This window comes from Testudinibacter sp. TW-1, from assembly GCF_050613185.1.
In the GTDB taxonomy this organism is placed as follows: Bacteria; Pseudomonadota; Gammaproteobacteria; order Enterobacterales; family Pasteurellaceae; genus Chelonobacter.
Genome location: NZ_CP192511.1, coordinates 807658 through 828124, shown reverse-complemented (window position 1 = coordinate 828124; position 20467 = coordinate 807658). Strand labels below are relative to the sequence as shown.

21 protein-coding genes are annotated in these 20467 nt (G+C 48.6%); 11 read left to right on the top strand and 10 right to left on the bottom strand.

Going from position 1 to position 20467, the window contains the following annotated elements; all coding sequences use genetic code 11:
• Window positions 1-16: 16 nt before the first annotated feature.
• Window positions 17-598 carry a Fe-S biogenesis protein NfuA gene (gene nfuA / locus ACQ31U_RS04130; protein ID WP_431053823.1) on the bottom strand — a complete coding sequence of 194 codons (582 nt, stop codon included), beginning with the start codon at window positions 596-598 and terminating at the stop codon, window positions 17-19.
• Between the two features lie 149 nt (window positions 599-747).
• Here nfuA and ACQ31U_RS04125 point away from each other — a divergent pair, with 149 nt between their 5' ends.
• On the top strand, window positions 748-1107 hold the full coding sequence (locus ACQ31U_RS04125) for a RidA family protein (protein ID WP_431053822.1): 360 nt from the start codon (window positions 748-750) through the stop codon (window positions 1105-1107).
• Here the strand turns inward: ACQ31U_RS04125 and vapC are convergent, their stop codons facing one another.
• The 3 genes from vapC to ACQ31U_RS04110 form a co-directional block, all read right to left on the bottom strand.
• Window positions 1108-1509: a type II toxin-antitoxin system VapC family toxin gene (vapC, locus tag ACQ31U_RS04120; RefSeq protein WP_431053821.1), complete on the bottom strand. Its 402-nt coding sequence runs from the start codon at window positions 1507-1509 to the stop codon at window positions 1108-1110.
• Complete coding sequence (locus ACQ31U_RS04115; protein WP_431053820.1) at window positions 1493-1702, bottom strand: type II toxin-antitoxin system VapB family antitoxin; 210 nt, start codon at window positions 1700-1702, stop codon at window positions 1493-1495. The genes vapC and ACQ31U_RS04115 overlap by 17 nt, the downstream gene beginning before the upstream one ends.
• 78 nt (window positions 1703-1780) lie before the next feature.
• Entirely contained in the window at window positions 1781-2491 is a 711-nt protein-coding gene (locus ACQ31U_RS04110) for a phosphoribosyltransferase family protein (protein WP_431053819.1), read from the bottom strand.
• 144 nt (window positions 2492-2635) lie between these two features.
• Here ACQ31U_RS04110 and ACQ31U_RS04105 point away from each other — a divergent pair, with 144 nt between their 5' ends.
• From ACQ31U_RS04105 to ACQ31U_RS04090, 4 genes are all read left to right on the top strand, one after another.
• Window positions 2636-3442, top strand: a complete 807-nt coding sequence (locus ACQ31U_RS04105) for a Cof-type HAD-IIB family hydrolase (protein ID WP_431053818.1) — start codon at window positions 2636-2638, stop codon at window positions 3440-3442.
• Window positions 3443-3624: 182 nt separating this feature from the next.
• Window positions 3625-4572 carry a type I pantothenate kinase gene (coaA, locus tag ACQ31U_RS04100; protein ID WP_431053817.1) on the top strand — a complete coding sequence of 316 codons (948 nt, stop codon included), beginning with the start codon at window positions 3625-3627 and terminating at the stop codon, window positions 4570-4572.
• A gap of 57 nt (window positions 4573-4629) precedes the next feature.
• Complete coding sequence (locus ACQ31U_RS04095) at window positions 4630-5259, top strand: ABC transporter ATP-binding protein (RefSeq protein WP_431053816.1); 630 nt, start codon at window positions 4630-4632, stop codon at window positions 5257-5259.
• A 3-nt stretch (window positions 5260-5262) separates the two neighbouring features.
• Window positions 5263-6039, top strand: coding sequence for an ABC transporter permease (locus tag ACQ31U_RS04090; RefSeq protein WP_431053815.1), 777 nt, complete (start codon window positions 5263-5265; stop codon window positions 6037-6039).
• 68 nt (window positions 6040-6107) lie between these two features.
• On the opposite strand, the gene ACQ31U_RS04085 is transcribed toward ACQ31U_RS04090, so the two are convergent.
• From ACQ31U_RS04085 to ACQ31U_RS04060, 6 genes are read right to left on the bottom strand one after another with little or no spacing between them, the layout of a single operon-like run.
• On the bottom strand, window positions 6108-6695 hold the full coding sequence (locus ACQ31U_RS04085) for a cytochrome c3 family protein (RefSeq protein ID WP_431053814.1): 588 nt from the start codon (window positions 6693-6695) through the stop codon (window positions 6108-6110).
• A gap of 11 nt (window positions 6696-6706) precedes the next feature.
• Complete coding sequence (locus tag ACQ31U_RS04080) at window positions 6707-7156, bottom strand: nitrate reductase cytochrome c-type subunit (protein WP_431053813.1); 450 nt, start codon at window positions 7154-7156, stop codon at window positions 6707-6709.
• Window positions 7153-8034 (bottom strand): quinol dehydrogenase ferredoxin subunit NapH, encoded by an 882-nt coding sequence (gene napH, locus ACQ31U_RS04075; protein WP_431053812.1) that lies wholly within the window; start codon window positions 8032-8034, stop codon window positions 7153-7155. The genes ACQ31U_RS04080 and napH overlap by 4 nt, the downstream gene beginning before the upstream one ends.
• The gene (gene napG / locus ACQ31U_RS04070) at window positions 8034-8819 is read right to left on the bottom strand and encodes a ferredoxin-type protein NapG (protein ID WP_431053811.1); all 786 of its coding nucleotides are present in this window, start codon (window positions 8817-8819) and stop codon (window positions 8034-8036) included. Before napG ends, napH begins: the two co-directional genes overlap by 1 nt.
• An 11-nt stretch (window positions 8820-8830) precedes the next feature.
• Complete coding sequence (gene napA, locus ACQ31U_RS04065; RefSeq protein WP_431053810.1) at window positions 8831-11311, bottom strand: nitrate reductase catalytic subunit NapA; 2481 nt, start codon at window positions 11309-11311, stop codon at window positions 8831-8833.
• An 18-nt stretch (window positions 11312-11329) separates the two neighbouring features.
• Complete coding sequence (locus ACQ31U_RS04060; protein WP_431053809.1) at window positions 11330-11617, bottom strand: chaperone NapD; 288 nt, start codon at window positions 11615-11617, stop codon at window positions 11330-11332.
• A gap of 282 nt (window positions 11618-11899) precedes the next feature.
• Between ACQ31U_RS04060 and ACQ31U_RS04055 the strand changes: the two genes are divergently transcribed.
• The 6 genes from ACQ31U_RS04055 (at window position 11900) to pepT (ending at window position 20343) form a co-directional block, all read left to right on the top strand.
• Window positions 11900-12361: a DUF441 domain-containing protein gene (locus ACQ31U_RS04055; protein ID WP_431053808.1), complete on the top strand. Its 462-nt coding sequence runs from the start codon at window positions 11900-11902 to the stop codon at window positions 12359-12361.
• Between the two features lie 124 nt (window positions 12362-12485).
• On the top strand, window positions 12486-13055 hold the full coding sequence (locus tag ACQ31U_RS04050; protein ID WP_431053807.1) for a TetR/AcrR family transcriptional regulator: 570 nt from the start codon (window positions 12486-12488) through the stop codon (window positions 13053-13055).
• A 35-nt stretch (window positions 13056-13090) separates the two neighbouring features.
• Complete coding sequence (locus ACQ31U_RS04045) at window positions 13091-14284, top strand: efflux RND transporter periplasmic adaptor subunit (RefSeq protein ID WP_431053806.1); 1194 nt, start codon at window positions 13091-13093, stop codon at window positions 14282-14284.
• Window positions 14285-14317: 33 nt separating this feature from the next.
• Complete coding sequence (locus tag ACQ31U_RS04040; protein WP_431053805.1) at window positions 14318-17422, top strand: efflux RND transporter permease subunit; 3105 nt, start codon at window positions 14318-14320, stop codon at window positions 17420-17422.
• Between the two features lie 131 nt (window positions 17423-17553).
• Window positions 17554-19110 carry an AbgT family transporter gene (locus ACQ31U_RS04035; RefSeq protein WP_431053804.1) on the top strand — a complete coding sequence of 519 codons (1557 nt, stop codon included), beginning with the start codon at window positions 17554-17556 and terminating at the stop codon, window positions 19108-19110.
• A gap of 9 nt (window positions 19111-19119) precedes the next feature.
• Window positions 19120-20343, top strand: coding sequence for a peptidase T (pepT, locus tag ACQ31U_RS04030; RefSeq protein WP_431053803.1), 1224 nt, complete (start codon window positions 19120-19122; stop codon window positions 20341-20343).
• The last annotated feature ends 124 nt before the right edge of the window (window positions 20344-20467 follow it).

The window sequence follows — 20467 nt, the reverse complement described above, 5'->3', positions numbered from 1 at the left end:
GCGTAGTAGCGGTAATCTAATAGTAAGAATGTTCGCCGTGTTGGTGTTCGGTCACATCACGCACGCCGTTTAACTCGCCGGCGAATTGTTCCAACAGTTGTTTTTCGATACCGTCTTTCAGGGTGACATCCACCATCGAACAGCCGTTGCAGCCGCCGCCGAATTGCAACACCACATAACCGTCGTCGGTCAGCTCGATTAAGGTAATGCGCCCGCCGTGGCTCGCCAGTTGCGGATTGATTTGGGTTTGAATCACATAATCCACGCGCTCGATTAACGGTGCGTCGTCCGCCACTTTCTTCATTTTGGCGTTCGGCGCTTTCAGCGTCAGTTGCGAACCCATGTCATCGGTAACAAAATCCAGTTCGGCGGCTTCCAAAAACGGATAACTCACTTCATCAACAAAAGCGGAGAAACTGTTGTATTTCAGTTCGGTATCCGTGGCTTCAACCGCATTCGGTGGACAATAAGAAACACCGCACTCGGCGTTCGGCGTCCCCGGATTCACCACAAAAATACGAATATTTGTGCCTTCTTCTTGTTGTTCCAACAACTTGGCAAAATGCGCCTGTGCGCTATCAGAAATTTGAATATACATAAGTTACCTTAACAGTTGAGGGTAATATCCGACCTATCTTGTCGGAATTTAGTTAGCGAAATAATACGCCTTAATCGCTTTTTTTTCCAGTTTTTCTGTCAGTGTGCTGTGCTAAGATAGCCGCCACGGTTTAGAACAAGGAGTAAAACATGACAATCCGCTATTTCGGGCAAACCCCGCGTTTTTCGGAAGCCACCGTCGCCAACGGCTTTATTTTTCTTGCCGGGATGGTGCCGGAAAACAGCGATGTGGATATTTATCAACAAACCCGCGATGTGTTGGCGCAAATCGACGGCTGGCTGGCAAAGTGCGGTTCGGGTAAAAACCATCTGCTCGAAGCCACGATTTTCCTTACCGATATGGCGGATTACGACGGCATGAACCGTGCTTGGGACGAATGGGTGAACCCGCAACACAGCCCTGCACGCGCCTGCGTTGAAGCAAAATTGGCAAAAGCCGACTGGAAAGTAGAAATTAAACTGTCGGCGCTGCAGGCTGATCGCCCTTAGCTATTTGGCTTGATATGCCGCTTGTAACCCTAAATAGGAAACAAAAGGCAGAAAATCGCGATCACGAAACAACAACGGAATCCGTCGGCGAATACAAAAACCGGCGATCATCACATCATTACGTTTGCGAATGATAATGCCTTGCCGGCGCAAAGTGCGGTAATCTTGTGCATAACGTTGTGCATTATCAACGCCTAAAATCTCAAAGCACGGCAAGGCGGCAAGTGCGGTCTTGGCTTGGCGATACTCTTTCTCAAGCCGAAAGCCTTGCAGAATTTCCATTAAAATGACATCGGTCAATGCCACTTGTCCGTTTTGTAGCACATCGTCCAACTGATCCGTTTGCGGATTGATCACCCCATTGAAATAATCAATCCATACGCCGCTATCCGCGATAATCATCTTGCATGCTCCGCATTTCGGCAAGATCACCTTCCCAGTGCAACGCACCGCGTAACTCACGGATTTTTTGTTGTCGTTTCTGCTGCACCAGCAACTGCAAACCGGCTTCCACCGCTTCACGTTTACTGCGTAACCCCGATAGCAATAAGGCTTCATTCATTAAATGATCGTTAATCACAATATTGGTACGCATATTTCCCTCCATTAATTTTGCTGTGCGGGTTTTGATGTGTATGCTTTATTTAAATTATACACATAAATTATGATTGCGCTAGGTACGACATAAACACCACACCTGAATTTGTGTGATACCGCACTTTTGCAGCAGTCGGCAGAGCTCCGCCATGGTTGCGCCGGTGGTGATCACATCATCGACAATCGCCACCGAGCGGTAACGGATTTCACTGATTTTCGGGTTTAAGGCAAAGGCTTTTTTCAGATTGTTGCGCCGCTGTTTGCTGTCTAATCCGCGTTGCGGCGGCGTGTGGCGCAACCGTCGTAATAATTGGCTATCACACGGAATGTTTAACCAATGGGAAAGCTGTTGCGCCAGCAGTTCCGCTTGATTGTAACCGCGCTGCCAATGGCGTAGTGCGTGTAACGGCACAGGCAAAATCACTTCCGGCAAGGCTAACCCATGCGTGCGCCGCGCCTGCCATATCGCCAGCAACAGCAAACGCGCCAACATACGGTCAAGCTGAAACTGGCGCTGGAATTTAAACCGATGAACCAACGATGACAACGGCGCTTGAAAATGGCTGACCGTGACCAAACGCTGCCACGGTGGCGGATCGGTCAGGCATTTGCCGCAATGCGGCGTATCAAACGCCAATTCCGCGCCGCAACTGCCGCAATAGCGGAAACGCGTGATCTCGCGATTGCAACGGTTGCAAATGCCGTGCTTTGCTAAAGCGAGGGTAGACCGGCACAAAATACAGCTTGCGCCGAGCCAATTGTCTCCGAATAGATTTGTTATTCGCATTTTGGTTGTGAATCAGTGTTAGATTGAGATCAAAAAATAGCGGAAAAGTGCGGTTTGCGCCATTCAGTAGCGCGATTTTTACGATCAGGATTCCAAAAATCTTTTATACTTAGCGCACTTTTCTATCTGAATCCGGGAGTTTTTATGTTAGATCCGCAACAGGTCAAAATCGTGTTTTTTGATATTGATGAAACCCTGTATATGAAACATCAACGATACTTGCCGTCGTCGGTGGCAACCGCACTGGTCAAATTGCAACAAAACGGCATTACTGCGGCAATTGCCACCGGGCGCTCGTTGTGCTCAATGCCGCACGAGGTCAATCAATTGGTGAAGCGCCTGCCGATTGAGTTGTTAGTGACAATTAACGGGCAATACAACAGTTATCGCGGGCAGCCGTTGCAGACTTATCCGTTGGCATTGGCGGATATTGAACGCATTGTGGCGTTTTTCAAACAACATGGGATTGATTATGCGTTTGTCTCCGAACGTGATGTGGCGGTAAACCGTGTTACCGCGGAAATCGCCAATGCAATGGATCCGATCACCCAAAACTATATTGTTGATACCGACTATTATTTGAAACACCCGGTGTATCAAATGTTGCCGTTTTATACCCAAGCGCAGGATCAACTGATCGCCGATTCCGGTATTTTGCAGCAGCATTTGCGAGTGGTGCGTTGGCATGATTATTCGGTCGATCTGTTTGCCGCCGAAGGCTCAAAAGCGCGCGGAATTAAGACGGTATTGCGGCATTTCGGGCTAACCGCAGAAAATGCGGTGGCGTTCGGCGACGGGCTGAATGATCTGGAAATGCTGCGCGAAGTCGGGTTTGGCGTAGCGATGGGCAATGCCCACCCCGAACTGAAAGCCGTTGCCGATTATGTGACTGCGGATATTGCCGATGATGGTTTATATCAGGGATTACTGGATTTAGGTTTAATTGATTAATCCGGGCAAAGTGCGGTTTGCGGACCGCACTTTCGGCAGGATTGCGCAAAATTTAAACGTTCTGGCCGCTTTTCGCCAATCTCGCCGATTATTTGTTAAATCAGGATTGCGTCATGCGGTTAATCGGTGCAATATAACGCCCATTGTCAATTGCGCCAACGGGCGAGGAAAGAAGTCACGCAATGGGGTCAGTACAGAAAAAATTTACGCCGTTTTTAGAGTTTAACCGCGAACAGTGGGCGGCGTTGCGTAAATCTGCGCCACTGACCTTAACCCAGCAAGATCTAGAGCCGTTACTTGGTTTTAATGAAGAGCTTTCCTTAGAAGAAGTCAGCACCATCTATTTGCCGCTGACCCGTCTGGTCAACTATTACATCGAAGAAAATCTGCGTCGCCAAACGGTGTTGCACCGCTTCTTAGGGGTTGAAACACCGAAAGTACCGTATATCATCAGTATTGCCGGCAGCGTGGCGGTCGGCAAAAGCACCTCGGCGCGGATTTTGCAGTCGCTACTCAGCCACTGGCCAAAGAAACGTACAGTGGATTTGATTACCACCGACGGTTTTCTCTATCCGTTGGCGAAGTTGCAGCAAGACAATCTGTTGCAGAAAAAAGGCTTTCCGGTTTCTTATGACACGCAGCGTTTGATCCGCTTTATTTCGGATATTAAATCCGGCAAACGTAATGTGAAAGCGCCAATTTATTCGCATTTAACCTATGATATTGTGCCGAATCAGTACAATGTGATCGATCAACCGGATATTTTGATTCTGGAAGGGCTGAATGTGTTACAAACCAGTGCCAATCACGGACGCAAGCCGGATCGACTGTTCGTGTCGGATTTTGTCGATTTTTCGATTTTTGTCGACGCCAAAGAATCGCTGTTGAAAAACTGGTACACCAAGCGTTTTCTCACTTTCCGCCAAGGGGCGTTCAGTGATCCGAATTCTTATTTTCATCATTATTCTTCTTTGTCCGAGCAAGAAGCGGTTGCCACCGCACAGCATATTTGGGAGACGATTAACGGATTGAATTTAAAACAAAATATCCTGCCGAGTAGTGAGCGAGCCAATCTGATTTTGGTCAAGGGCGCGAATCATGCGATCGAATGCGTGAAATTGAGGAAGTAGGAAACCGCACTTTTATTGGTTATACTGATGTTCTCTGTTTCTATTCGGTGAGCGTTTATGACCCCATTTCTTGAATTACAAGGTGTTACCTTTCAGGCACAGCAATTGCTGCGTTATCCCGACTCTCAAATAGCAGCTAACCAAGTCACGTTTTTGCAAGGCCCGAGCGGCAGTGGCAAAAGTACCTTATTGCGTTTGATTAATGCCATTGAATCGCCGAGCAGTGGCACGATTCGCTATCAAGGGCAAGATATTGCGCAGCTCGACAGTGTGCAATTACGCCGCGAACTGTTATTGGTGAATCAACGTTTGTTTTTGTTTGCGCAGTCGATTCGGCAAAATTTCCAACTGTTCTACGATTATTTAGACAAATCCCCGCCGGAAGACGCGCAAATCAAAACCTTTTTGCAGCTTTGTTGTGCGGATTTCGCCTTAGAGACCTCGTGTAATGTGTTGTCCGGCGGCGAGCAGCAACGGGTGTTTCTTGCCTTGGCCTTGAGTTTACAACCGAAATTATTGATGTTGGACGAACCCACGTCCGCATTGGATGAAGCCTTGGCGGAACAGGTGCTCGGCGATATTCTGGCTTATTGCCGCAAACAGGGGATTACGGTGCTGGCGATCAGTCATGATCAGCAGTTGGTGCAGCGCCATGCCGATCAAATTATTCCGATTAGCAAGGATTAAGTGATGAATGATGTGAGTATGAATTTACTGAATTTCAGTTTGGTCTATTTATTACTGCTGGTGGTGTTGTATGTGATGAAGAAGAATCATATTCGGCAGTCCAAGTTGTTGTTAATCGCCAGTGTGCGCATGACGTTACAACTCATTATTGCCGGTTGGGTGTTGACCTATATCTTTGGTCACCCAAGTCCGATTTTCACCATGTTATATGTGGCGGCAATGGTGATTTTTGCCATTCATCGGGTGTTATCCAAAAATCCGAATTTGAACCGGCAATTTAAGCAGTCGATTGCGTTGGCAATGACGTTTTCCGGTTTAAGTATTATCGCTTTTTTTGTGGTAGTGGTGACGAATCAGCAACTGTTTAATCCGCAATATGTGATTCCGCTCGGCGGCATGATTATGGGCAATGCCATGACGGCGCTGAATTTGGGGATTAAGACCTTTCGTGAAAGTCTGCAATCCGAACGGGATAAGATTAACACCCTGTTAAATTTCGGAGTTACCCCGGAAAAAATTCTGTTGCCATATGTCAATCAGGCGGTCGAAACCGCACTTTTACCCACCTTGAATTCGATGTTGGGCATGGGCATTATCGCTTTGCCGGGCATGATGACCGGGCAGATTCTTTCCGGCACGCTGCCAAGCACGGCGGTGTTATACCAAATTGCGATTATGATTGCGATCTGTACCGCCGTCAGTTTATCTCTGTTTGCCGCGCTCTATTTCGGCCACCGCACGTTGTATAATCAACGTAATCAAATTCATCTGCCGCAATAATCTTTTGCAAGTAAAAACCCCAAACAGCGTGTTTGGGGTTTGGTTTGTATCTAGCCCATGATTTCGGCTTAATAAGCGGTTGCGTCCTTGACTTCGCGCATATCCGGCAATTGGTGGGCAATCCCTTTGTGACAGTCGATACAGGTGTTGCCGTCTTGAATCGCTTTGCTGTGCATTTTTGCCGCTACGGTTTTTTGTTGGCTGAAATCCATATTGTCGAAGTTGTGGCAGTTGCGGCACTCTTGCGAATCGTTGGCCTTCATCCGTTCCCACTCGCGTTCAGCCATATGTAAGCGACGGGAATTGAATTTCTCAATCGTGTCGGTGTAGCCCATCACGTGCGCATACACTTCACGGCTGGCTTGCAATTTACGAATCATTTTCGGCACGAATTCATGCGGCACATGGCAATCCGGACAAGTCGCTTTCACGCCGCTGCGGTTTTGGTAGTGCGCGGTGTGCAGATATTCCGGATAAACATCATTGCTGTGACAGCTGACGCAAAATTCTTCGGTGTTGGTTTGTTCCATGCCGTAATTGAAACCGACCCACGAGATAATGCCGGCAATAAACGCCACTACTAACAGGGTGCCGACTGCGATTTTACTTGGCGAGCGGAACCATTGCCAAAAGCGTTTGATCAGATTTTTTATCATATGTCCGCTCCTTATTTATCGCCGTAACCCGGTAATGGCTTAAATTCGTTCTCGATAATCGGCGCAACATCGGATTGCGAAATATGGCACTGAACACAGAAATAGCGGCGGGGCGACACTTCGCCACTGACGACGCCGTCACGGCTGGCGAAGTGAGTCGGGCTGATACGGGTTGCGCCGGTCACACGCGAAGCTTGTACGCTGTGGCAATTCAAACATTGGTTGATATTTTTAGTCACTTGATAATTTTTAGTGCTATGCGGCACCATAGGCGGTTGGTTGACGTAACTCAACGCCGCTAACTCGCTCTCTTTCGGTTGATTATGGAATGCCGGTGCCGTATTTTCCGGGGATGTGGCGAGATCTTTCCCTACCGGATAGACATCCTGTGCCAAGGCGGAACCGCACAGTCCACTTAACAATAAACCTGCCAATGCTAATACTTTAGTCTTTTTAATCATCGCTCACTCCTCGCATGATCAAATCTTGTGGTAAATTTAAAAACAGATTCAGGGCAGACATCAATACAACGTCCGCAACTGATACAATCTTTGGATAACACTAATAAATTTTGTTGTTTGCCCTCGTCTTTACTGCCGAAGAGCGGATTTCTTAATACTTGCGGTTCCGGACAAATGTTAAAGCAGTCCATGCAGCGATCACAGCGTTCGCGATCAATCACTTTAACCCGAATAACACCTTTGGCACCGATCACACCGTATGCCGCGCCAATCGGACAGAGGTGTCCGCACCAACCGTGTTCGACGATGAGTAAGTCAAACAGGAACAGTGCCAACAATAGCCAAACGGTTGCGCCGAAGCCATAAATCAAGGCGCGTCCCAGCGCGGCAACCGGGTTGATCCATTCCCACAACAACATGCCGCTGGCGGCACTGCCGATTAAAATCATCACTAAAATGCCGTAACGCAAAGAGCGATCCGGCTTGGCACTTTGGCGGATATTGAGTTTACGTCTTAACCAAGCGGCGCTGTCGGTCACCACATTTAGCGGGCAACACCAACCGCAAAAGACTTTACTGCCTAATACGGCATAAACCGCAATCACAATCAACCCACCCAAAAGTGCGGTCAACTGCGGCCAATATCCCGTTACCAAACTTTCCGCCATAATCAGCGGATCGGTTAAGGGAATCGTATCCAACAACATACTGCTGCTGTAGTTACCGTTTAAGATCCAAATCCCGAACCACGGACCGGACAAAAACATTGCCAAAATGCTCAGTTGCGACAAACGGCGCCAAAATAAAAAGCGGTTTGCTCGCCACCAGCCCCGTTTTTCGCGGGCTTCACGTCCTGCCAGATTAATCGCATTTGCCATTACGGATTCTCCGGTAATACGTTTTGTGGCAAGCCGTTTTCAGGCAGACGAGTCGGCAGCCTAATCATTTCGTCAGGCAATAATGAATGACCGACCTTCTCTTTCTCTTCCCAACCCAAGCGGTAATGCTGACCTAACATGCCTTTCGCCAAAGAGATCGGTAATACTTTAATCGCCGCTTCTTCCAAAACACAGGCTTGCTCACACTTGCCGCAGCCTGTGCAGGCATCGGAATGTACCGTCGGAATAAATTTGGCATGACGGTCACTGCGCTCATTGTGCTGCATTTCCAAGGTGATCGCTTTGTTAATCAGCGGACATACCCGATAACAGACATCGCAACGCAAGCCTTGCCAATTCAGACAAGTTTCATGATCAAGCAGTACCGACAATCCCATTCTGGAATCATCGATATTATCTTGGCTCGAATCCAACGCGCCGCTCGGACAGGCTTTGGCGCAAGGAATATCCTCACACATTTCACACGGTTTATCGCGTGCAATAAAGTAAGGCGTTCCGGCTTCCAACGGTGACAACAGCGAGGCAAGATGTAACATATCATACGGACAGGCTTGTACACATTGCCCGCAGCGGATACAAGCGGCAGCAAAATCTTTCTCATTTTCCAGTGCAAAAGGCGGTCGCAGTGCCACGCCTTCGCGTGCCAAGCTTTGCTGCTGTTGCAAACCCAGTAATAATCCGATAGCGGCCAGACCACCCGCGGTACGGGTGGTATCTTTTAAAAAGCGCCGGCGGTTCGGATTAAGTACGGGTTTACGGATCATGTTTCGACCTATTAGGCTTTAACCACTTTAACCGCACATTTTTTGAAGTCGGTTTCTTTGGAAATCGGATCGGTTGCATCTAAGGTCAACGCGTTTGCCAACTGCCCGACATCAAAGAACGTAGTATAAACTAAGCCGCGCGGCACTTTATTCCGCCCGCGGGTATCCAAGAACGACACCATTTCCCCGCGACGGGACACGACTTTAACTTTGTCGCCGTGACGCATACCGCGTGCTTGCGCATCCAACGGGTGCATATACACCAAGTTGTTCGGGAAAGAGCGGTGCAGTTCGGGCACGCGGCGAGTCATACTGCCGGTATGCCAGTGTTCCAGTACACGGCCGGTGGATAACCACAAGTCGTACTCTTGATCCGGGACTTCCGCAGGCGGTTCGTACGGTACGGCAAGAATAACCGCGCGTCCATCCGGTTGACCGTAGAAATTCACGCCCTCACCGGCTTTAACATACGGATCGTAACCTTCGCGGTAGCGCCATAAGGTTTCTTTGTTTTCCACCACCGGCCAGCGTAAGCCGCGCGCCTTGTGATAGACATCGAAATCCGCCAAGTCATGCGCATGACCGCGACCAAATGCCGCATATTCTTCAAACAAGCCTTTTTGCAAGTAGTAACCGAAATGACGGGATTCATCATTCAGCACGCTGTCGTCCCAGTCACTGATCGGGAATTTATCCACTTGTCCGTTGGTAAACAGGATTTCATATAACGTTTTACCACGATATTCCGGCATTTGCGCCAACAGCTCTTCTTCCCACACTTCTTCCACTTTGAAGTATTTGGCAAATTCTACCAATTGCCACAAGTCAGAACGGGAATCCCCGGTTTTCGGCACTTGTTGACGCCAGAATTGGGTGCGGCGCTCGGCGTTACCGTAAGCGCCTTCTTTTTCCACCCACATTGAGGTCGGTAGAATCAAGTCGGCAGACAGGGCGCTGGCGGTCGGATACGGGTCAGAAACAATGATGAAGTTTTCCGGATCACGCCAGCCCGGCAGACGATCTTCATTGATATTTGGGCCGGCTTGCATATTGTTGTTACACATTACCCACAACACGTTCATTTTACGGTCTTTTAGGGCGCGGTCTTGTGCAACCGCATGGTAACCGACTTTGTCGGAAATCGTGCCTTTCGGTAATTTCCATGCTTTTTCACAGATGTCACGGTGTTTCTCGTTAGTCACCACCATGTCGGCAGGCAAGCGGTGGGCAAAGGTGCCCACTTCACGCGCCGTACCACAAGCAGACGGTTGACCGGTCAAAGAGAACGGTCCGCAACCCGGCAGCGAGATTTTTCCGGTCAATAAATGCACGTTGTACATTAAATGGTTAACCCACACACCACGGGTGTGTTGGTTGAAGCCCATGGTCCAGAAAGAGACGATTTTCTTGTTCGGATCGGCATACAGTTTTGCCAAAGCTTCCAATTGATCTTTCGGCACGCCACTGATTTCATGCGCTTTTTCCAAGGTATATTCTGCAACCAGTTCTTTCAGCTCTTCGAAATTACTGTCATACATTTTACCACTGCCGGCGTTTTGCGCTTTTTGCTCCAGTGGATTCTCAGGACGCAGACCATAACCGATATCGGTCTCGCCTTTTTTGAATTTGGTGTGTTTATTGACGAAATCCCAATTGATGGCGTCATTTTGAATCAAATAGTTGATGATATAGTTCAGGATTGCCAGATCGCTTTGCGGCGTAAAGACTAAGCCGTAGTCCGCCAACTCAAAAGAGCGGTGTTCAAAGGTTGAGAGCACGAATACTTGGCTGTCTTGTTTGGTGAGACGGCGATCGGTGATCCGCGACCACAAAATCGGGTGCATTTCCGCCATATTCGAACCCCATAACACAAATGCATCGGCATGTTCGATATCATCGTAGCAACCCATCGGTTCATCAATTCCGAAAGTGCGCAAAAAGGCGACTGCTGCCGACGCCATGCAGTGGCGGGCATTCGGATCCACGTTGTTAGAGCGCAAACCGGCTTTAAACAATTTGTTCAGCGCATAACCTTCCCAAATCGTGGATTGACCGGAGGTGAAACAACCGACCGCATTGCGTCCGTTTTTGGCAATCGCGGCTTTAAATTTCTCTGCCATGGTGCTGAACGCCATGTCCCAACTGACCGGCGCAAATTCACCGTGTTTGTCATATTGACCGTTGGTCATACGCAACATTGGCTGGGTCAGGCGGTCTTTACCGTACATGATTTTCGGCAGGAAGTAGCCCTTGATACAGTTCAAACCGCGATTCACTTCGGAATCCGGGTCGCCTTGCGAAGCAACCACGCGTCCGTTTTGCGTGCCGACCAGTACGCTACAGCCGGTGCCGCAGAAGCGACAAACCGCTTTATCCCATTTTATTGAATTATCCGCAGCAGCAACATTGACCACCGGAATGCTCAACCCGGCAGCCATGGTTGCCGCAGTTGCGGCGTTGGCTTTCATAAATTCACGACGACTTAGATTCATCTGTTCCCCCACGATTGATTAATCTTGAGCTTGTTGGTGATACACCAAAGAAAGAGCCAACACACCGGAAATATTGCGTGCCGCCTCCATACGTTCTAATAAAACGCCCTGGTTGTGTGACTCCATGACCACCACCAGTTTGCCTGCATTTTCATCAACTGCACTGACATCGGTATATTCCAGCTGTTGTAACGCATTTTTCACAGTACTCATATCTTGCGGACGGCACTGTACGACAACACCGCAAACGTGCCATTCATTTGCATTTTCGCAGGCGGACGCCTCGTTGGTTACAACAGTATTCATTTTCAATTCCCGAAAATTGTAGCTTTTACGGCATTCGGATAAGACGTAAAGCAATTGACATAAATTCAACGTTAAGATTATCCATGCTTTCTGTATAGCCTTAATGCCTCTAAAGAGGTATTTTCATGCTTAATTCAGGAATTGTTGACTTATATCAAGTTACATTCGGCAAAATTATAGTTATATTGTTTTTTATATAACGGATTTGGGCAGAATATAGCACTTGCTTTTTCCCTAACTCATCAGTAGATTTAGTTTATCTTCCACCCAACTTAAAATCTTATGTCTTTCTTCCATTTTAATGCCGCCGCCGCGATGTTGGTTTTTCTGATTATTCTCGGTTATTTCAGCCATAATAATTCAATCATTATTTCTGCCGCCGTACTGTTGGTTATGCAGCAAACCCCGCTAGAACAGTATATTCCATGGTTGGAAAAATACGGGTTATATCTCGGCATTACCATTCTGACTATCGGTGTGCTCAGTCCGTTGGTGTCAGGCAAAATCAAGTTGGAGAATCTCGGCGGCTTACTATTGAATTGGAAAATGATTTTGGCGATTGTGGTCGGGATTTTTGTTGCTTGGCTCGGCGGACGCGGCGTCAGTTTGATGACATCGCAACCGTCGATTATCACCGGCTTGTTAATCGGCACCATTGTCGGCGTCGCTTTTTTTAAAGGCGTGCCGGTCGGTCCGTTGATTGCGGCGGGAATGCTGTCGTTGATTCTGAATCGTTTAGGATGATGTCTACCGCACTTTCGGTTTGACGGGACGGTTTAAAAAACGCCGGCTCTCAATTTTTATTTCTTGAACTGCGTCACAAAAATCACTAGAATGAACGTTCATTCATTTTAGGGGCTTTTGTTTAATGCGACATTCTGAAATTGGGACGGCACAGCAAATTTTGTTGGCGACGGAAATGTTAATGGCCGAGCAAGGGTTGCACGCGCTATCCATGCAAAAGATTGCCAAGGCTGCGGGCATTTCGGTCGGTACGATTTATATTTATTTCAAAAATAAAGATGAATTATTAAGAGAATTGGCCAAATACCTGTTTGCCCGCGTCGATGAGCTGTTGGCTAAAAATCTCGATCCGCAAGCGCCGCTTTTCGATCAATACCGCCAAATGTGGTGGAACTTCTGGAATTTTTTTAATCAGAACCCTCAAATTTTAAAGAATTTTTATCAATATACTACGCTTCCCGGCTTTAATGAACAGGTTAAACGCTATCGCGAAGGGCATGGCTATTGGAATAATTTTGTCAAACTGGGGCAAAAGCAACGGATTGTAAGTCATTTACCGACGGATGTGCTGTTTGCCCTCGGTTTAGAGAGTGCCTTCAAGTTGGCGTTTCGGCAAACGCATTACGCCGAAGTGTATTCTGATGATGTATTGGAAGCCGTCATTAACAAAACATGGCAATCTATTTGCAACTAATTTTATTCTCTTCTTAATCACTTACGGAGTTTTTTATGTCAGACGTTCAAAATAACAAACCGAAGAAATCACGTGCTTTCGTGATGAAATTGGTACTTTTGCTTGTTATTCTGGCTTTTGCTGCCGTTATCGGCTTACAAATGATGAAATCGCGCGGGATGGCGGCGTATTTTGCCAATATGCCGGAACCGATCAATCCGGTCACGGTCACCACTCTGCAAACCCAACAATGGACTCCGGCAATTGAAGCCACCGGGATTATCCGTCCGAATCAAGGGGCAATGCTGAGTTCACAAGCGGCGGGAACGGTGAAAACGATTTTTGTCGAAGCCGGGCAACAGGTGAAAAAAGGCGATTTGTTGATTGAACTGGATTCCGATGTAGAAAAAGCCAATTTAGCGGCTTATCAGGCGCAATTGACTTCGGTGCAGGCAAATTACCAACGCTATGTCACCTTGTTCCGCAGCAAGAGTGTTTCGCAAAGCGATTTGGACAATGCCGAATCGAGCTATAAAGCCTTGGTTGCCAACATTGAATCGGCGAAAGCGACGATTGCCCGCCGTCAGATTTACGCCCCGTTTGATGGTATTGCCGGGATTGTGCAAGTGAATGTCGGCGAATACGTTACCAATGGTCAGGCGATGGTGCGGGTGGAAGACATCAGCACCGCCAAAATTGATTTTTCTATCGGACAAAACAATCTGGAAAACCTGTTTATCGGGCAAAAAGTGACCGCAGTAGTGGATGCCTTTGCCGGAGAGACTTTTGCCGCCAAGATTTCGGCAATCGAACCGGCGATTACCTCTACCAGCGGCTTGATTGACTTGCAAGCGACGGTGGAAGACAGCCGTGACAAACTGTTATCCGGAATGTTTGCCCGGGTGCGCGTCGCCTTGACGACCGAGTATGATCAGTTGGTGTTGCCGCAAGTGGCGATAGCTTACAATATGTACGGCGAAAGTGTGTATCGTTTAACCGCACTTTCCGATGAAGATAAAGAAAAATATGCCGGCAATAAAAATTTGGACAAAATGTACCGGGCGTATTTGGTCACGGTCAAAACCTTGGATCGCAGCGGCATTTATTCCCATCTGGAAAAAGGGCCGTTACAGTTCGGCGATATTATCGTGACCGGCGGTCAACAACGTTTGAGTAACGGCAGTTTGGTGGTGGTTTCCGATAAAGCGGGAATCGGCACGACCCAACCGGCAGAAACACCGAAACTTTAAGCGGCAAGATAGGAAACTACATAGGAAAACACAATGCGTTTTACAGATATTTTTATTCGCCGTCCGGTCTTGGCTGCCGCAATCAGCATTCTGATTGTGATTCTGGGGTTACAGGCGGTTTCCAAGCTGACGGTACGCGAATATCCCAAAATGACCACCACGGTGATCAATGTCAGCACCACCTATGCCGGTGCCGACGCCAGCCTGATTCAGGCATTCGTGACCTCGCAATTGGAAGAGGCGATTGCGCAGGCGGATAATATTGATTATATGTCGTCCTCCAGCAGCCAAAGCTCTTCCAATATTACGGTGAAGATGAAGCTGAATACCGATCCGAACGGCGCGTTGGCGGATGTGTTGGCGAAAGTGAACTCGGTGCGTTCCGCTTTGCCGAGTGATATTGATGATCCGACGATTACCTCGTCCACCGGCGGCTCGGGCATGATGTATGTCAGTTTCACTTCGGAACAGTTAGATTCAAGTCAGGTCACCGACTATATCCAACGAGTGGTGAAACCGCAGTTTTTTACCGTGCCCGGCGTGGCAAAAGTGGATGTCTTCGGCGGCACGCAATATGCCATGCGGATTTGGCTCGATCCGGAAAAAATGGCGGTTCTCGGTTTATCTGCGCCGACGGTAATGAGCGCGCTTTCCAGTAATAACGTGCAAACGGCGGCAGGTAACACCAACGGTTGGTATACCGTCGTGAAAAATAAAGTGAATACCACGACGACGGATATCCAACAGTTAAAAAATCTGGTGATCCGCGCCGACGGCGATAAGTTAGTGCATTTGGGGGATATTGCCACGGTAGAACTGGATAAAGAGCGTGATAGCGCGCGCGCGGTTGCCAATGGCGAAAATGCGGTGGTGTTGTCTATCGAACCCGCCTCTAGCGCCAACCCATTGACAGTAATAGAAAATATTTATCCATTATTAGAAACCATTGAAAAAAACCTGCCGCCGAGTATCCAATCGAAAGTGCTGTATGACCGCACGATTGCGATTAACAGCTCGATTGATGAAGTGGTGAAAACCATTCTGGAAGCAACGTTGATCGTACTGGTGGTGATCACCATGTTCCTCGGTTCTTTCCGCGCGATGATCGTGCCGGTGGTGACCATTCCGATTTCACTGATCGGGGTCATCATGCTGTTGCAGGCATTTGATTTCTCGATCAACCTGATGACCTTGCTGGCAATGATTCTTGCCATCGGCTTGGTGGTAGATGACGCCATCGTGGTGTTGGAAAATGTTGACCGACATATCAAACTGGGAGAAACCCCTTTCCGAGCGGCGATTATCGGAACGCGTGAAATTGCCGTGCCGGTTATTTCGATGACAATCGCTTTGTGTGCGGTGTACTCGCCGATGGCGTTAATGGACGGGATCACCGGAACCCTGTTTAAAGAATTCGCCTTGACCCTTGCCGGAGCCGTGTTGATCTCCGGAGTGATCGCGTTGACCTTATCACCGATGATGTGCGCGCATTTGTTGAAAGCCCATGCCGACCCGAGTAAATTGGAGCAATGCGTTGAAGGCTTCCTGCATAAGCTGACCGAAAGCTACCGCACTTTGCTTGCGCTGACCATGGCAAACCGTTTCTGGGTGCTGGGTTTCGCGGCGATTATTTTTGCGACGTTACCGGTGTTGTTCGGTTCATTATCCAGTGAATTGACGCCGAACGAAGATAAAGGCGCATTATTGGCGATCGGCACCACTTCCGCCAATAAGAATCTGGATTATGTACAGGATTCGATGGCAGCGTATGAAACCCTGCTGAAAGAGACCCCGGAAATTCAATTCTCGCAAGTGATTTCCGGCGTGCCGAGTTCGAATAACGCCTTGGCAATCGCCACCTTGATCGATTGGAACGAGCGCACGCGTAGTCAGGCGGAAATTATGGCGGATTTGAATAACCGTGCCAAAAACATCCCTGAAATTTCGGTCACCGGTTTCCCATTCCCGGAAATCGACACCGGCGAGCAGGGCATGCCGGTTTCTTTCGTGATCACCACCCCGAACAGCTATGAAGATTTGGTGTTGATCGCCCAATCGGTGTGGGAAGCGGCGCAACAGTCAGGGCAATTTATTTTCAGCAATCTGGATTTAAGTTTTGATACCGCCGAAATGAACATGCGTATTGATATGGATAAAGCCAATTCTTATGGCATTACCATGAGCCAAATCAGTACCACACTCGGCAGTTTCTTGTCCGGTGCGACCATTACCCGGGTTGATATCGAAGGGCGGGCTTACCGGATTATTTCCGGGGTGGAACGTAAAAAACGCCTCAATCCGGAGTCGATGAACAACTATTTCTTAACCGCACATGACGGACGTTCGGTGCCGCTAAACAGCTTGGTCAGTTTGGAATTAAAAACCCAGCCGCTAACCCTGCCGCGTTTTAACCAGCTGAATTCCGCCGTTATCAGCGGTGTACCGACCGGTTCGCTGGGCGATGCCGTCAACTGGTTCCAAACCACGGCGGCAGAGATGTTGCCGCACGGTTATACCTATGATTTCCGCGGGGAATCGCGCCAATTGGTACAAGAAGGCAGCTCGCTCGGCACCACTTTCGGCTTGGCGGTGATTATCATCTTCTTGGTGTTGGCGATTCAATTCGAATCGGTGCGTGACCCGTTGGTGATCATGGTGTCTGTGCCGTTGGCAATCAGTGGCGCGTTGTTGGCGCTGAATTTACTCAGCTTCTTAGGCACGGTGGGAACCACCTTGAATATCTATTCCGAAGTCGGATTGATTACGCTGGTCGGCTTGATCACCAAACACGGGATTTTGATGTGTGAGGTGGCGAAAGAAGAGCAGTTATTGCACGGCAAAAACCGAATCGAGGCGATTTCCGAAGCGGCACGTATTCGTTTGCGTCCGATTCTGATGACCACCGCCGCGATGATCGCCGGTTTGATTCCGTTGTTGTATGCCTCCGGTGCAGGCGCGGTGTCGCGTTTCAGTATCGGGGTGGTGATTATTTCCGGTCTTGCGGTCGGAACACTGTTCACCTTGTTTGTATTGCCGGTGATTTATACCTTTATCGCCAGTCAACATAAACCGCTGCCGGAATTTGACGAAAACCAACCGGTTATCGAAGATCACGGACAATTGGATCAACAACATTAATACGTGATCTGGAAAAGGAGCTGCAATTGCGGCTCCTTTTTTGTTGGTTTGAAGAATTGCGCTTGACTAAATCGATCCGCCTGCTACAAATAGTATTGTCTGATTTAACCAATAAAATAGGGGAAATTATTATGCCGCAAACAAGCAAGACGACGGACAGCGCAATAAAACGGGATTGGCTGCAAAAAATCGAATATATCGGCAACAAACTGCCGGATATAACCATGCTGTTTATCTATGCTTTGGTTATTTGCTGGTTGTTGTCTTGGGGGTTGTCTTACTTGGATTTCGATTATATCAATCCGGTGACCAAACAACCGCTGGTTATCGTCAATCTGTTCCAACCGACGGAAATTCTGGCTTTCTTTACGGCGCTCACTAAAAATTTCGTCAATTTCCCGCCGCTGGGGATTACGATTGTGGCGACCATCGGGATCGGGATCGCCGAAGCGAGCGGTTTTATCAATGTCGGCTTAAGCCGTGCCTTAAATATCATTCCGCAAAAAATCGTGACGCCGGCGGTGATTACGGTGGCTGTGTTCGCCCATATCGTAGCGGATTCGGCGTATGTGATTTTAATGCCGGTCGCGGCATTGGTGTTTTATTCGGTCGGTAAACACCCGTTGTCCGGTATTGCCGCCTCGTTTGCCGGATTAGCCGGTGGCTTTTCCGCCAGTTTTACCCCGTCGATTATCGATCCGATTATGCAGAGCTTTACCCAAAATGCGGCGCGGATTATCGATCCGACCTATGAAGTGAATATCTTAGCCAACTATTTTTTAAGTTTCGGCAGCACCTTTTTTGTGATCGGCGTTTGTTGGTACATCACCGATAACATTATCGATCCCCGTTTGAAAAGAACGATGCCGCTGGATAACGATTTAGACAATCGGCACACCGAAATTCAACCGCCGTCGCCGTTGGATCTGAAAGCGTTCCGCTGGGCAAGTGCGGTTTTTGTGTTGCTTGCGGCCGGTCTGTTCTTTGCCGCCGCACCGCAGGATTCGTTGCTGCGTTCGCCTGAAGGTTCGCTGACCAGCCCGAGCGCCCCGATTATGCAGATGATCGTGCCGTTGTTATTGCTGTTTTTTGCCGTGCCGTCGCTGATTCACGGCGTGATCGCCAAAACCTTCAGCGACACGCGCACCGTCACCAAATCGATGGAAAAAATCACCTATACGCTGGTGCCGTTTATCGTCTTTTCCTTTTTTTGCGCACAGTTTCTCTACTCTTTCAACCGTTCGGGGATCGGCACGTTAATCGCCTTGTCGGGGGCGGAATTTTTGAAGTCGCTGCAAATGCCGTCGGCAATTACGATTTTCGGCGTATTACTCCTGACCGCACTTTTAAATATCATCATCACCTCCGCCACCTCGAAATGGGCGATTTTATCTTCGATTCTGGTGCCGATGTTAATGTCGGTCAATATCTCGCCTGAATTGACGCAGGCGGCTTTCCGTATCAGTGATTCGGTGGTCAACGTGTCAACGCCGATGTTTGCTTTTTATCCGTTGTTAATTTCATATTGCCAACGTTATTGTAAAAATACCGGGGTCGGCACGCTGTGTTCGATGATGATTCCTTATACCATCGGTTTATTTATCGTCTTGACACTGGTGCTGTATCTCTACTGGTGGCTGGGCATTCCGCTCGGCTTTGACAGTGGCTACAGCTACCCGAAAGCATAGGAGGAAAGTATGCAACAGCAATTAGTCGAACGTTTTTTCCGTTATTTGGCGATCAGCAGCCAAAGCAATGCCGCCGTTGCCGGCGTGCCCAGTTCGGACGGGCAGTGGCAAATGGCGCAATTACTCGCCGAAGAGCTGAAACAGCTCGGTTTAAGCAAGGTGGAAATCGATCAACACGCTAACGTGACCGCACTTTTGCCCGGCAGCGTGCCGAATGCCACGCCTATCGGTTTTGTGGCGCATATGGACACCGTTGATGTGGCGCTTTCGCCGGCGATCTCGCCGCAAATCCGTGTCTTCGACGGCGCAGACATTCTGTTAAACGAACAGCACAACATTTGGCTGAAAGTCGCGGAACACCCTGAAATTCAAGCCTATTTGGGGCAAGAGATTATTTTCAGCGACGGCACCAGCGTGCTGGGCGCGGATAATAAAGCGGCGATCGCCAACATTATGACCGCACTTTCGCTTATTCGGCAACGGAATATCGCCACCGGCGATATTTATATAGCCTTTGTGCCTGACGAGGAAATCGGCTTGCGCGGTGCGAAATTACTGGATTTAAGCCGCTTTAAACCGGATTTCGCCTACACGATTGATTGCTGTGAATTGGGCGAAGTGGTGTATGAAAACTTCAATGCCGCCGCGGCTAAGATTGTGATTAACGGTATCAGCGCTCACCCGATGTCCGCCAAAGGGGTGATGGTCAACCCGATTTTGGTCGCCCATGATTTAATCAGTCAATTTGACCGCCAACAAACGCCGGAATGCACCGAACAGAAAGAGGGGTATTGGTGGTTTAATCAATTTGAAGCCAATCAAAGCCGCGCCGAGTTACAAATCGCGATCCGGGATTTTGATCAACGCGCGTTTGAACGACGCAAGGCGTTTATTACGCAAGCGGTGGAAAAGACAAAACGGCAATATCCGCAAATTACGATCGCGTGCACGATCAACGATATTTACGGCAATATCGCCAACACCTTAAGCGACGATCGGCGCTCGATCGATTTGTTATTCAGCGCCATGCAGCAGCTCGGCATTGCCGCCAAAGTCACCCCAATGCGCGGCGGCACCGACGGCGCAGCCTTATCGGTCAAAGGCATAACCACCCCGAACTATTTTACCGGCGCGCATAATTTCCATTCCAAATTCGAATTTCTACCGCTGCCGTCGTTTGTCAAATCCTGCGAATTGACCTTGCAGCTGATCAAACAGGCGGCGGGCGGATAAGCCGCCGCTAAAAGTGCGGTCGCAAAACGGAATAACGGCGCGGATTATTCCGTTTTCTTTTGTCGCCGGAATGGGCTGATTTGTCGAGAAAATTTCACAAAAAAAGCGGTTCGGTGATAAACTA